The sequence below is a fragment of the Rhizobacter sp. genome, assembly GCF_031412075.1.
Lineage (GTDB): Bacteria > Pseudomonadota > Gammaproteobacteria > Burkholderiales > Burkholderiaceae_C > Rhizobacter.
This window is the reverse complement of the sequence record NZ_JANOCG010000311.1, coordinates 1-11976: the sequence shown is the minus strand read 5'-3', so window position 1 is coordinate 11976 and position 11976 is coordinate 1. Positions and strand designations below refer to the sequence as shown.

Genomic DNA, 11976 nt, shown 5'->3' with positions numbered 1-11976 from the left:
CTGATTCGCCTCTTCGGCGAGCTGGGCGTCGAGACTACGGCGTCTGACATGTCGTTTTCGGTCAAGGTGCCCGACATCGACCTGGAGTGGAGCGGCAGCGACCTCAACACGGTGTTTGCCCAGCGGCGCAACCTGGTGCGGCCCGGCTTCTTGCGCATGCTCGCCGACATCCTGCGCTTCAACAAACTCACCACCCAGCTGGCCGAACACGGTGCTGAAGCCTCGTTGCAGCAACCCATCGGCGACTTTCTCGCCGAGCAGCGTTTCTCCGCCGAGTTCCGCGACTGGTACTTCCTGCCGATGATCGGCTGCATCTGGTCATGCCCGACCGATCAGATGCTGCCAATCATCGGCAGGAAGTACCAGTCGCGGAACTCGGCCGAGAAACGCTGCTCGGCCAGAAAGTCGCCGATGGGTTGCTGCAGTGAGGCTTCTGCGCCGTGCTCGGCCAGCTGGGTGGAGAGTTTGTTGAAGCGCAGGATGTCGGCCAGCATGCGCAAAAAGCCGGGCCGCACGAGGTTGCGTCGCTGGGCAAACACCGTGTTGAGGTCGCTGCCGCTCCACTCCAGGCCGATGTCGGGCACCTTGACCGAAAACGACATGTCCGACGCGGTGGTTTCCACGCCCAACTCGTCGAACAAGCGGATCAGCTGGGGGTAGGTGCGTTCGTTGAACACCAGGAAGCCGGTGTCCACGCCGTGGGTCACACCGCCCAGGGTGATGTCGACCGTGTGGGTGTGGCCGCCGAAGTAGTCGCCGGCTTCGAAGAGCGTGACCTGCGCCTCAGGCGCCAGCGTGTAGACGGCTGACAGGCCGGAGATGCCCGACCCGATGACGGCGACGCGGCGTTTCAAGCCGCGCCCCGCTGAATAAAGATTGCTGCACAGCGCCCCAGGGGGAACAAGGGAGGGAGGAGGGAGGAGGAAAACCGCCCCGGGATTCCAGCCGGATCAACCGGCCGGCTGTGCAGCATAGAACTGGTGTGTGTTGACCTGTACGTTAGTCCAACGAGACTTTCGACGCCCTGGCACGCCTTGAGTTCCCTCAAGTTGTAGGTGTTTTTTGCCATGCGTCGTCTCCCTTATGAACTCACTGGTATGAAATATAACTCATCAGTCTTCATTTTGCATCAAGCAGTTTTTCAACGTTTTTCACGAAATCGGCGCTGTCGGGGGCAACCCGGGTGGCAAAGCTCTGCACCGTTTTGCCGTCGCGGGCGATCACGTACTTGTGGAAGTTCCAGGCCGGCGCCTCGCCGCTGGCCTGCTTGAGCGCCGTGAAGAAGGGGCTTCGTTGCGCGCCGGCCGAATCGGCCACCCGGGTTTTCATGAACATCGGGAACTTTACGCCGTAGGTGTTTTCGCAAAAGTCGGCAATGGTTTTGGCGTCGCCCGGTTCCTGGGAGAAGTCGTTGGACGGGAAACCCAGCACCGTGAGACCCCGCGCGCCGTAGCGGCTGTGCAGAGCCTCCAGGCTTTTGTACTGGGGTGTGAAGCCGCAGAAGCTGGCGGTGTTGACGACCACGATCACGCGGCCCGCGTACTGGCACAGGTTCTGTGGCTTTTCGTCTTGCAGGCGGGGGATCTCGCGGTTCAACAGCGGGGAGCAGTCGGCGGCCTGGGCGCCGCCCATCAGGGTGGCCAGCGCAAGTGAGATCAGCAAACGCAATGTCATGGCTAGGTGCCCCGGTTGAGAGTGACGGGGCGCCCATCCTGCACCCTCAGACGGTCTACGCACAGGGGTGCCCGACGGATGCAAACCAGTGCATGCCCTTTTCGCCCGCAGGGGGCGCCACCAACTGTCACGAACGGCGCGACTAAAATAGTGGGTCAACCAACGAGGCTGAACCATGCTTTACCCCGAACTCTTCAAGCAACTCGAAGCCGTGCGCTGGAACATGGACACCGACATTCCATGGGACGAATTTGATGGCAGCCAGCTCACCGAAGAGCAGGCCCAGACCATCAAGATGAACGCCATCACCGAATGGTCGGCGCTCCCGGCCACCGAGATGTTCTTGCGCGACAACCGCGACGACAGCGACTTCTCCGCGTTCATGAGCGTGTGGTTCTTCGAAGAACAGAAACACTCGCTGGTGCTGATGGAGTACCTGCGCCGCTTCCGCCCCGACCTGTGCCCCACCGAAGCCGAGCTGCACGAAGTGCGCTTCGAGTTCGACCCGGCGCCGGCGCTCGAAACATTGATGCTGCACTTCTGCGGCGAGATCCGCCTGAACCACTGGTACCGCCGTGCGGCCGAGTGGCACACCGAGCCGGTCATCAAGGCCATCTACGAAACGCTTGCTCGCGACGAAGCCCGCCACGGTGGCGCCTACCTGCGTTACATGAAGCGGGCGATGCAGAAGTTTGGCGACGAGGCCCGCGCGGCTTTTGCCAAGGTGGGTGTGCTGATGGCCAGCGCCCGCCGCACCGCGCAGGCGCTGCACCCGACCAACCTGCACGTGAACGAAAAGCTGTTCCCGCGCGACACCATCCAGAGCCGCCTGCCCGACCCGAAGTGGCTGGAGCAGTGGCTCGACACGCAGATCCAGTTCGACGCGGTGTGGGAAACCAAGGTCGTCGAGCGCATCCTGCACAACATGAGCCTGCTGATGGAGCGCAGCTTCGCCAGCGTGCAAGAGCTCAACCGCTTCCGCAAGGAAGTGACGGCGAAGGTGGCGGCCAAGGTGGCCGCTGGCAACCCGCCCGGCCCGCTGCCGGCCTGAGCCACACGCTCCATCCGCTCCATCAAAAAAGGCCCGCGGTTGCGGGCCTTTTTCATGGCTGTGTCTTCAGGCTTTGGCCTGGTCGGCCTTGCGATCGGCCTTGACCTTCTGCGCCGTGGCGCGTTCATCGATCAGCTGGGTGTAGGCCTTGAGGTCGATGCCGGCCGCAGTCACCAGGTCTTCGCCGTAGACGGCCTTCGTTGCCATGGTCACCAGCGGCAGGTTGGCCCATGCCGCGCAGTCGGCCATGGTGAAGCTGTCGCCCGCCACATAGGGTGCGAACTTGGCGAGGCGCTTGAAGGCAGCCAGCTGCTTTTCCAGCTGGCCACGAATGCGCGCCGCATTGGCTTCGCTCAGCTCACCGCCGAAAAATGCCTTCGGGTAGAGCTGGCGCGCCGTCATCTCCAGATAGGCGTCGATGAAGGTGATGAGCTCGCGCACCTTGGCCGCCTGCCAGGGGTCGGCCGGGATCAGCGCGGGTGTCGGGTGCGTGGCTTCGAGGTAGTCGAGGATGACCTGGCTCTCGCACAGTGCGCCCTGCGGTGTGCGGATGAAGGGAATCTTGCCCAGCGGCGTGGCGCTCAGCACCGCGTCGTCGGTGCGGCCAGTGCCGACCTTCTCTTCGGTAAACGGGATGCCCTTTTCGAGCAGCGCGAGCTTGACCTTGTTGTAGTAGTTCGAGATGGTGGAACCGCACAGCGTGATCATGGGTGTCTCCGAGGGGTTGTTGTCGGCGCAGTCTAGGGGCGAGCCGTTGGCCGGGGCTGCCGCGCAGGCGACAATTCGGGCCATGACGACGACCTTTCTCGACAAGCTGTGCAGCCGCACCGAGCTGCCCGCCCGCCTGGCAAAACTGCCGCGGCCGATGGTGTTCACCAACGGTGTGTTCGACATCCTGCACCGGGGCCACGTGAGCTATCTCGAAGCGGCCCGGGCGTTGGGCGGCAGTCTGGTGATCGGCTTGAACAGCGATGCGTCGGCGCGCCTGTTGGGCAAGGGCCCCGACCGGCCGCTCAATGCCGAAGCCGACCGCGCCTGCGTGCTGGCCGCGCTGGAAAGCGTGAGCCTGGTCGTGCTCTTCGACGAGCAGACGCCGGTCGAGCTGCTGCAACTCGTGCAACCCGACCTGTATGTGAAGGGCGGCGATTACGACATCGAGACGCTGGCCGAGACGAAGCTGGTGCGCACCTGGGGCGGCGATGCTCGCTCGATCCCGTTTGTCGATGGTTACTCGACCACGGCGCTGGTCAGGCGCATCCGCAGCTAGCGCTTGTTCACCAGCGCCATGCCCACCGCCACACCGGCCAGGGCCAGCAGCAAACGCGCGGTGATCGGCTCACCCAGCAGCAGCACCCCCATCAACAAGCCGAACACCGGCGTGAGCAGCGTGAACGCCGACAGCCGCGTGGCCGGGTAGTGGCGCACCAGCCAGAACCACAGCAAATAGCTCGCGAACACCACCATGATGGTCTGGAACGCGAGTGAGCCGATGGCGAGCGCCGACAGCTGCTGCGGCCAGGTGTCGCCGTTCCAGAGCGCGCCCAGGCCCAGCAGCACACCCGACACGCCGAGCTGGTAGGCGAGCGTCTTTTCGGGCGATGCGCTGCCGAGCCGGGTGGCGCGGATGCTCAAGGTGGTGGCTGCCCACAAGCCTGCGGCCATCACGCCGAGCGCGTCACCGATCCACTGCGTCGGCCCGATCGCCGGTTGGGTGAAACCTTCGGCGAAGGCACTCGCCACACCCGCAAACGCCAACACCAGCCCCGCCGTTTGCAGCGCCGACAAACGCTCGGAATGCGCAATGAACGGCATGCCCAGCGCCACGATGAAAGGCGCGAAGTAGATGAACACGATCATGCGCGAGGCGGTCGTGTACTGCAGGCCGATGAAGATGCAGGCGAACTCGGCGGCAAACAGCGCACCCGCGAGCAGGCCACCGGGCAAGGTGCCGTCACGCTGAAACAGCGCAATGCCACGCAGCCGCGCCCACAGCAGCACCAGCACCACGCCGCCGAGCGAGCGCACGGCCGCCTGCACGAGTGGCGAGACCTCGCCCAGCGCCGCCTTGGCGGCGACCTGGTTCAGGCCCCACAAGAAGCTGCAGGCGATCAGCGAGACGACGGCGAGTGAGTCGAGATGGGTCTTGCGATCAGACATGGGGCGTGTTGCGTGAGGCCAGCCGCGACCCGGCCCACAGCAGCCCCAGGCAGGCGACGCCCGAGAGCACACCGGTCACGTGGGCCATCGGCGCAATGCCGATGTCCCAGCCGTCGTGGCGTTGCACGGCTTCGCGCCAGGGCGTTTCGGTGGCGATCTTGGCCAGCAGGCCGGCGAGCACGGTGGCCGCCACCGCGCGCTGGCCACGGGTGCCGGTGGCGAACAAGTGCGCGAGGACGATGGCCACGCCCGCGTGCACCACACCCGAGAGACCGCCGTAGTGTTTCAGCTCGGGCACCACCCACAAGAAGGCCAGGTGCGTGAGCGGCCAGGCCATGAGCCATGCGAGCGCCGCGCGCAGTGGCACACGTGACACCCAACCGAAGGCGGCAGTCAGCGTGAGGCCGGTGAGGTTGCCGATCAGGTGCAGGTTGCTGTAGTGCACGAAGGCGGCGCTCCACCATCGCCAAGGCTGGCTGGCCGCCTGCTCGGGTTGCCATTCCAGCCAACGGATGGCGCCCGACACGAGTGACAACAGCGTGCCTGCCAACAAAAGCAACGCCACCGCACACCAGGCAGCGCCCGGGCGGCGCAAGACGGCCACCATCAGGTCGAAGGGAACACGGCCCGCCACACGGCCAGCACCGCGTCACGCTGCGGTGCAACGCTGGCCGGGTCGACCTGGGTGGGCTTTTCGTCGAGGCGGGCCTTGTGCTGCGCACGGCGCAGCTCGCGGTAGGCGTCGGCCGCGGCGTGGCCCACATCGGCGGGCAGCAGGCCGCAGGCAACGGCCCGTTGCAGCAGGGCAATGTTGCCCACGTTGTCGAGCAGCTCGGGGTGCGCCTTGCCGTGGGCCAGCACCAGGTACTGCACGGCAAACTCGGCGTCCATCATGCCGCCTGCGCTGTGCTTGACGTCGAAGAGGCCCGCCTTCACCGGCCGCGCGGCGCGCACCTTTTCGCGCATCGCCTGGATCTCGGTGCGCAAGGCCACCGGGTCGCGCTCGGCGCAGATCACCGCGCGGCGTGCCGCCTCGAAGCGCGGCGCCAGGTCGGGCGTGCCGGCGCAAAAGCGGGCACGGGTGATGGCCTGGTGCTCCCAGGTCCAGGCGGTGTTGCTGCCGCGGCCCTTCTGGTAGTTCTCGTAGGAATTGAGCGAGGTGACCAAGAGGCCCGAGTTGCCGTTGGGGCGCAAGGCGGTGTCGATGTCGAACAGCTCGCCCGAGGCGGTGCGCGTGGTCAACCAGTTGATGAGCTTGCGCACGAAGGCGCCGTAGACCTCGGCGGCGTTGTAGGGGTCGGTCTCGTCGGCGTCGTCAAACAGGAACACCACGTCGAGGTCACTGCCGTAACCCAGCTCCTTGCCGCCGAGCTTGCCGTAGGCGATGACGGCAAAACGCGGCGTCTCGCGGTGGTGTTGTTTGAGGTGGCTCCAGGCCCAGTTGATCGTGCACTGCAGGGTGGCGTCGGCCAGCGCCGACAGGTCGTCGGCCACCTGCTCGACGGTGATGTGGCCCTCGACATCGCGCACCAGGGTGCGGAAGACCTCGGCGTGGTGGGCGCGGCGCAAGGTGTCGAGCAGCAGCTCTTCGTCCGCCTGGTAGAAGCGGGTCCAGGCGTCGTGGCGCGCTTCGAGGTCGGCGATGAAACTCTCACGCTCGAAGCGGCCGTGCAGCAGGCGTTCGTCGGCCAGCTCGTCGATCACGCCGGGGTGGCGCATCAGGAATTGCGCCGGCCAGCGCGCCAGGCCCAAGAGGCGCAACAAGCGGTTTTGCACCTCGGGCCGCTCGACCAGCAGCGCGAGGTAACTCTCACGCCGCAGCAGCGGCTCCAGCCAGTCGATGAAACGGGTGGCGGCCTCCATCGTGCAGGCGTCTTCGGCCACGGCCTGTGCGGCGCGTGTGACCAGGCGGGCCAGGCGCAACTTGCTTTCTTCACGCAGCACCTTGATGCGCGGGTGGTCGCACCAGGGCTGCACACGCGCGGCCAGCTCGGGCGGCAATCGTTCCAGAAAGGCCACGTTGTCGACTGCTTGGGGCGCCGGGCCGCAGGTCTTGCAGCCGCCGTTGGCGGGGTTGGTCGCAGCCGGCGCACGGCCGTCGTGCAGCAGCGCGTCGAACTCCATCGCCACGAACTCGCGCGTTTCTCCCAGGTGCTTGAGCAGCTCGCAGGTCTCGCCGTCGCAGGTGAAACCCATGCTGCGGGCGATCCAGCCGAGGTCGGTATCGACCGTGGGCAGCACGTGCGTTTGCTGGTCGTCGAGGAACTGGATGCGGTGTTCGACTCGGCGCAAGAAGGTGTAGGCCTCGGCCAGGCGCTGCGCGCTCTCGGGCTTCATCAGGCCACCGGCCGTGAGCTTCTCCAGCGCTTTCAGCGTCGGGCGGGTGCGCATCTCGGGGAACTGCCCGCCGCGCACCACCTGCAGCAGCTGCACGATGAACTCGATCTCGCGGATGCCGCCGCGTGAGAGCTTCACGTCGTTGGCGCGCTCGGGCCGGCCGGCGGCGCGGCGCTGGGCTTCTTCGCGCACCTTGCGGTGCAACTGGCGCAGGCCTTCGAACACGCCGTAGTCGAGATAACGGCGATAGACAAAGGGCGTGACGGTGCCGCTGAGTTGTTTGGCGCGGCCGTTCTTCACGCTCTCGGAGGGCGCCACCACGCGGCTCTTGAGCCAGGCAAAACGCTCCCACTCGCGCCCTTGCACGAGAAAGTATTCCTCCAGCATCGCCAGGCTCACCACCGGCGGGCCGGAGTTGCCGTTGGGCCGCAACGCGAGGTCGACACGGAAGACAAAACCGTCGTCGGTGCTGTCGCCGATCAACGCGTAGAGGCTGCGCGCGACCTGCGCAAAGTATTCGTGCGCGCTGATCACCTTGGGCCCGGCGGTCTGGCCGTCTTCTTCGTAGACGTAGATCAGGTCGATGTCGGACGACACGTTGAGCTCGTGTGCCCCCAGCTTGCCCATGCCCACGACCCAGAAGTCGATGCGCTCGCCGGCTTCGTTGAGCGGGGCGCCGTAACGCGCGTCCTGGTCGATGAAGGCCTGCGCCAACGCGAGGTCGAGCGTGGTCTCGGCCAGCTGGGTCATCGCACGGGTGATGTCTTGCATGTCGGCACCCTGCTCGATGTCGAGCACGGCCAGGCGTTCGAGCACCAGGTGGCGGGCGACACGCAGGCTGCTTGCGAGCGTGCGGCCGTTGGCGATGAGGGTGTCGATCAGCGCGCTGATGCTGTCGCGAGCGGGCAGGCCGGGGGCGAGCAAGGGCAGCTCGGCGAAAAAGCGACGGCGCACACGCTGAACGAAGCGGCTGTGGTCGGCGCCGACGGTGGTGTTCTCAGGGCCCATGGCGGGCGGATTTTGCCCCACAACCCTTGGCATTGCCCGGTGGTGCACCTCTGCGCGAGGGCGTAAGCTGCCGCGGCTGTCTCCTTGGGGCGACAACGCATTGAACGGGGAGTTCTTTCATGCAGATTGCTGCGCTGCAAACAGTCGCAACCCCGAACGTCGAACGCAACCTGGGCACGGCGCGGCGCCTCATTGCCGAGGCTGCGCAAGAAGGTGCCCAACTGGTCGCGCTGCCCGAGTACTTCTGCTTCATGGGCCATCGCGACAGCGACAAGCTGGCGCTGGCCGAAACACCCGGGGACGGGCCGATCCAGCAGATGCTGGCCGAGGCGGCGCGTGAGCACGGCGTGTGGGTGATCGGCGGCACCTTGCCCTTGCGCGCCGGCAGCCCCGACCGGGTGTTCAACGCCTGCTGCGTGTATTCGCCCGAGGGCCATTTGGCCGCGCGCTACGACAAGATTCACCTGTTCCGCTACGACAACGGGCGCGAAAGTTATGACGAAGGGCGTGTGCTGCAAGCTGGCACCACGCCGGTGGCCTGTGATGTGGGTGGGCTGCGGCTGGGCCTGAGCATTTGTTATGACCTGCGCTTTCCCGAGCTGTACCGCCGCCTGATGCACCCGCCTTGCGACCTGCTGGCCGTGCCGGCCGCCTTCACCCACACCACCGGCCGCGCGCACTGGGAGGTGTTGCTGCGCGCCCGCGCGATCGAAAACCAGTGTTACGTGATCGCGCCCGCCCAGGGTGGCTTGCATGAAAACGGCCGCCGCACCTTTGGCCACAGCCTGATCGTCGATCCCTGGGGCGAGGTGCAGGCCTTGCGTGAGGTGGGTGAAGGCGTGGTGATGGCCGAGCTCGATGTCGACCGCATCGCGGCCGTGCGCTCACAGCTGCCGGCGCTCACACACCGGCAGATCTAGCCGGGCTCAGCGCGAGCCGTACATCATCTGCCGCGCCAGCGCCGACTTGAGCGGCCGCAGCGCTTGCAGCGCCACCATGCTCAAGCCCCGTGCCGTGCCTGCGCCGGGCAGCTTCCAGGTGAAGCTGCGGGCGAGGAAGTCGGTGGCGGCAATCATGGCCCAGCGGTCGGGGCCACGTTGCCATTCGAGCTTGCGCAGCACGCTGTCGACGTCGCTCGAGCGTGACAAGGCCCGCACCAGGTCGAAGGCATCGCGCAGGCCGAGGTTCAGGCCCTGGCCGGCGACCGGGTGCAGGGTTTGCGCCGCATTGCCGATGCGCACCGTGCGGCCGTGGGTCAGTGTGCGTTCGGCAATCAGGCCCAGATCGAAACGTTTGAGCGGCGACACCGCCGTGAGCCGGCCCACTTCGGGGTGGAACAAGGTGTTGAGCACGGCGAGTCGTTGGGTGTCATCCAGCTCGCCCACCGGGTCGTCATCGCGGTTCACACACCACACCAGCGCGGCGCGGCCTTCTTTCAAGGGCAACAACGCGGCCGGGCCGTGGCGCGTGAAGCGCTCATAGGCCACACCAGCACGCGGGTTGGCGAGCTGCACCGTGCCGACCCAGGCGTGTTGCGCATAGTCGCGCCGCAGCGGCGGGCGGGCAGGCTGTGCCAGGGTCGACGGCAGTTCGGTGGTGAACACACCGCCCTCAGCCACCACCGCGAGGTCGAAGGGGTCGACGATGCCGCTGTCGATCTCGACGCCATTGGCAAGTGGCTTCATCGCCCGCACCGGTGTGCCGAAGCGGGTGTAGAGGCGTGAGGGCTCACGCTCGCAGGCTACCAGCCAGGTGGCTTGCAGTGGCGCCACGATGGCGCCGTAGCTCAGCACCGCGCCCAGCAGCGGCACATGCTCCTCAGCCGCCGAGATGCGCACTTCAGGCTCGCCCATCACATCGGCCAGCACCCCCCCCAGCGACGGCGCTTGTTGCGACACATGCACCGCGAGGATGGGCTGCGCCGCATCGGCCTGCCATGCGCCCAGGCGCTGGAGTAACTGCACGCTGCCGAGCGACAGGGCGAGCGTGCGTGGGTCGCCCGACACGTCTTGTGCCAACGCGCGGCTGTCGAACAGGCTGATGTGTGCGTGAGGCAGGGCCCTTGAGGCATGGAGCGCAAGGCTCAGGCCGACCGGGCCGGCGCCGACGATGGCCAGACGAAACGTGTGCGGGAACTCGGTCATGGCGCAAAGCATACCCAGGTGCACGGGCGTGCTGTGCTTTGTGCCTAAACGGCCCGATTTGGCATGCGGTGAGAGCTTTGTCACGGACGATGACCCATCAGGCCAAAGTGCAAGCTGACACCCCACCCGATCGAGGGGGGCGAAAACAGATGTTTTGCCCCGTGAATCGGGGGGCCTGAAACAGGACGCCAAACACGCTGCGTGGCACATTGAGTTACGCGTTTTCAACGCACCCAATTCCCCGAGGAGATCCCATGAAATTCAAGTCGCTGGCCGTGCTGCTGGCGTTGGTGACAGGAGCTCCGGCCATGGCCGCGTGCACCGACACCTTCAACCTGGGCGTGATGGGCCCCCCCGCCCTGCGCGTCATCGGCAACAGCTTCGGCTCCACCCAGAGGTTTGAAGACTGCTACAACTTCACGCTGAACGGCCCGGCAGACTCGTTTGGCTTCACGCTCGAGTTCGACGGCTCGGTGCGTCGCAACATCGATCTGACCTCGATCACCCTCTCGGGCGGCAGCCTGGCGCATTCGATCAACGACACCTCGGCATCGAGCTTCAGCTTCAGCAACCTGCTGGCTGGTGCATACCAGTTCGTCGTCATCGGTGACGTGACCGGCCGTGACGGTGGTCTGTTCGGTGGTGGCACGGTCGGTTATGCAGGGGCGTTTGCCACCATGGCCGGCACCGCGATTGCCGCACCGGTGCCCGAACCCAAGACCTACGCGATGTTGGCCCTGGGCTTGATCGCGGTGGGCTCGGTGGTGCGACGTCGCAACCAGGCCTGAAGCTGTCAGCGGCCCTTCACGGGCAGCAATTCAAAGGCGAACTCCGGTTCGCCTTTGTCGTTTCTGGAACGTGCGTCGGCGCAGCGTCTGCCCCTATCATCAACAGCCTCTTCACAGGAGACTGACATGGGCCTGATGGATTTCATCAAGAAACAGTTCATCGACATTCTGGAGTGGACGGAGTCCGGCGACGGTGTGCTCGCCTGGCGCTACCCGATGGCGGGCAACGAAATCCAGTACGGCGGCTCGCTCACCGTGCGCGAGTCGCAGATGGCCGTCTTCGTCAACGAAGGCAAGGTGGCCGACGTGTTCGGCCCCGGCATGTACAAGCTGACAACCCAGACGCTGCCGGTGCTCACCTACTTGAAGAACTGGGACAAGCTGTTCCAGAGCCCGTTCAAGAGCGATGTGTACTTCTTCAGCACGCGCCAGCAGATCGACCAGCGCTGGGGCACGACCCAACCGGTGACCATCCGCGACAAGGACTTCGGTGCCGTGCGCCTGCGCGCCTTTGGCAACTACGCCTACCGCCTCAAGGACGCCAAGGCCTTCCACAGCCAGATCTCCGGCACGCGCGAGCGCTACACGACGGCCGAGCTCGACGGGCAACTGCGCGGCCTGATGCTGCAGCACATCAGCGACGCCGTCGCCAGCAGCGGCACGGCCTTCCTGGACCTGGCGGCCAACCAGGTGGAGTTTGCAAAGCAGCTGCTCGACGCCACAGCGCCCGAGTTCGCCAAGCTGGGCCTGGTGCTGCACAGCGTGACGATGCAGAACGTGAGCCTGCCCGAGGACCTGCAGAAGATCCTGGACCAGA

At 66.0% G+C, this 11976-nt stretch carries 11 protein-coding genes and 2 pseudogenes; 6 read left to right on the top strand and 7 right to left on the bottom strand.

The genetic code is table 11. The annotated features are described in order from the left end of the window. Window positions 1-342 (top strand): annotated as a pseudogene (locus tag RMO40_RS11410) (NAD/FAD-binding protein); the annotation flags it as partial. Here RMO40_RS11410 and RMO40_RS11405 read toward each other — a convergent pair. Together RMO40_RS11405 and RMO40_RS11400 are read right to left on the bottom strand one after the other, a co-directional pair. Continuing rightward, window positions 336-854 (bottom strand): annotated as a pseudogene (locus tag RMO40_RS11405) (FAD-dependent oxidoreductase); the annotation flags it as partial. The pseudogenes RMO40_RS11410 and RMO40_RS11405 overlap by 7 nt on opposite strands. Before the next feature lie 265 nt (window positions 855-1119). Beyond that, window positions 1120-1674, bottom strand: coding sequence for a glutathione peroxidase (locus RMO40_RS11400; protein ID WP_489660144.1), 555 nt, complete (start codon window positions 1672-1674; stop codon window positions 1120-1122). 175 nt (window positions 1675-1849) lie between these two features. Between RMO40_RS11400 and RMO40_RS11395 the strand changes: the two genes are divergently transcribed. Further along, window positions 1850-2725, top strand: coding sequence for a ferritin-like domain-containing protein (locus tag RMO40_RS11395; RefSeq protein ID WP_309720817.1), 876 nt, complete (start codon window positions 1850-1852; stop codon window positions 2723-2725). A gap of 66 nt (window positions 2726-2791) precedes the next feature. Here the strand turns inward: RMO40_RS11395 and RMO40_RS11390 are convergent, their stop codons facing one another. Then, on the bottom strand, window positions 2792-3433 hold the full coding sequence (locus RMO40_RS11390) for a glutathione S-transferase N-terminal domain-containing protein (protein WP_309720814.1): 642 nt from the start codon (window positions 3431-3433) through the stop codon (window positions 2792-2794). Window positions 3434-3515: 82 nt separating this feature from the next. Here RMO40_RS11390 and rfaE2 point away from each other — a divergent pair, with 82 nt between their 5' ends. Then, on the top strand, window positions 3516-3992 hold the full coding sequence (gene rfaE2, locus RMO40_RS11385) for a D-glycero-beta-D-manno-heptose 1-phosphate adenylyltransferase (RefSeq protein WP_309720811.1): 477 nt from the start codon (window positions 3516-3518) through the stop codon (window positions 3990-3992). Here rfaE2 and RMO40_RS11380 read toward each other — a convergent pair. The 3 genes from RMO40_RS11380 to glnE are packed head-to-tail and all read right to left on the bottom strand — an operon-like array spanning window position 3989 to window position 8227. Then, window positions 3989-4882, bottom strand: a complete 894-nt coding sequence (locus RMO40_RS11380) for an EamA family transporter (protein ID WP_309720809.1) — start codon at window positions 4880-4882, stop codon at window positions 3989-3991. The genes rfaE2 and RMO40_RS11380 overlap by 4 nt on opposite strands. Further along, window positions 4875-5516, bottom strand: coding sequence for a rhombosortase (gene rrtA, locus RMO40_RS11375; RefSeq protein WP_309720806.1), 642 nt, complete (start codon window positions 5514-5516; stop codon window positions 4875-4877). Before rrtA ends, RMO40_RS11380 begins: the two co-directional genes overlap by 8 nt. After that, complete coding sequence (gene glnE, locus RMO40_RS11370; RefSeq protein ID WP_309720802.1) at window positions 5489-8227, bottom strand: bifunctional [glutamate--ammonia ligase]-adenylyl-L-tyrosine phosphorylase/[glutamate--ammonia-ligase] adenylyltransferase; 2739 nt, start codon at window positions 8225-8227, stop codon at window positions 5489-5491. The genes rrtA and glnE overlap by 28 nt, the downstream gene beginning before the upstream one ends. A gap of 119 nt (window positions 8228-8346) precedes the next feature. Between glnE and RMO40_RS11365 the strand changes: the two genes are divergently transcribed. Next, window positions 8347-9147 carry a carbon-nitrogen hydrolase family protein gene (locus RMO40_RS11365; protein WP_309720799.1) on the top strand — a complete coding sequence of 267 codons (801 nt, stop codon included), beginning with the start codon at window positions 8347-8349 and terminating at the stop codon, window positions 9145-9147. A gap of 6 nt (window positions 9148-9153) precedes the next feature. Here RMO40_RS11365 and RMO40_RS11360 read toward each other — a convergent pair whose 3' ends face one another. After that, on the bottom strand, window positions 9154-10371 hold the full coding sequence (locus RMO40_RS11360) for an FAD-dependent monooxygenase (RefSeq protein WP_309720796.1): 1218 nt from the start codon (window positions 10369-10371) through the stop codon (window positions 9154-9156). Between the two features lie 254 nt (window positions 10372-10625). Here RMO40_RS11360 and RMO40_RS11355 point away from each other — a divergent pair, with 254 nt between their 5' ends. Both RMO40_RS11355 and RMO40_RS11350 read left to right on the top strand, forming a co-directional pair. Beyond that, window positions 10626-11159, top strand: coding sequence for an FxDxF family PEP-CTERM protein (locus RMO40_RS11355; protein ID WP_309720792.1), 534 nt, complete (start codon window positions 10626-10628; stop codon window positions 11157-11159). A gap of 126 nt (window positions 11160-11285) precedes the next feature. Further along, window positions 11286-11976: SPFH domain-containing protein (locus RMO40_RS11350; protein WP_309720788.1), on the top strand; the 691-nt coding region annotated here is incomplete at its 3' end.

What these genes read in the sequence shown, in the direction of transcription:
- RMO40_RS11400 (WP_489660144.1), bottom strand. Translation starts at nt 1,674, where the DNA reads ATGACATTGCGTTTGCTGATCTCACTTGCGCTGGCCACCCTGATGGGC.
- RMO40_RS11395 (WP_309720817.1), top strand. Translation starts at nt 1,850, where the DNA reads ATGCTTTACCCCGAACTCTTCAAGCAACTCGAAGCCGTGCGCTGGAAC.
- RMO40_RS11390 (WP_309720814.1), bottom strand. Translation starts at nt 3,433, where the DNA reads ATGATCACGCTGTGCGGTTCCACCATCTCGAACTACTACAACAAGGTC.
- rfaE2 (WP_309720811.1), top strand. Translation starts at nt 3,516, where the DNA reads ATGACGACGACCTTTCTCGACAAGCTGTGCAGCCGCACCGAGCTGCCC.
- RMO40_RS11380 (WP_309720809.1), bottom strand. Translation starts at nt 4,882, where the DNA reads ATGTCTGATCGCAAGACCCATCTCGACTCACTCGCCGTCGTCTCGCTG.
- glnE (WP_309720802.1), bottom strand. Translation starts at nt 8,227, where the DNA reads ATGGGCCCTGAGAACACCACCGTCGGCGCCGACCACAGCCGCTTCGTT.
- RMO40_RS11365 (WP_309720799.1), top strand. Translation starts at nt 8,347, where the DNA reads ATGCAGATTGCTGCGCTGCAAACAGTCGCAACCCCGAACGTCGAACGC.
- RMO40_RS11360 (WP_309720796.1), bottom strand. Translation starts at nt 10,371, where the DNA reads ATGACCGAGTTCCCGCACACGTTTCGTCTGGCCATCGTCGGCGCCGGC.
- RMO40_RS11355 (WP_309720792.1), top strand. Translation starts at nt 10,626, where the DNA reads ATGAAATTCAAGTCGCTGGCCGTGCTGCTGGCGTTGGTGACAGGAGCT.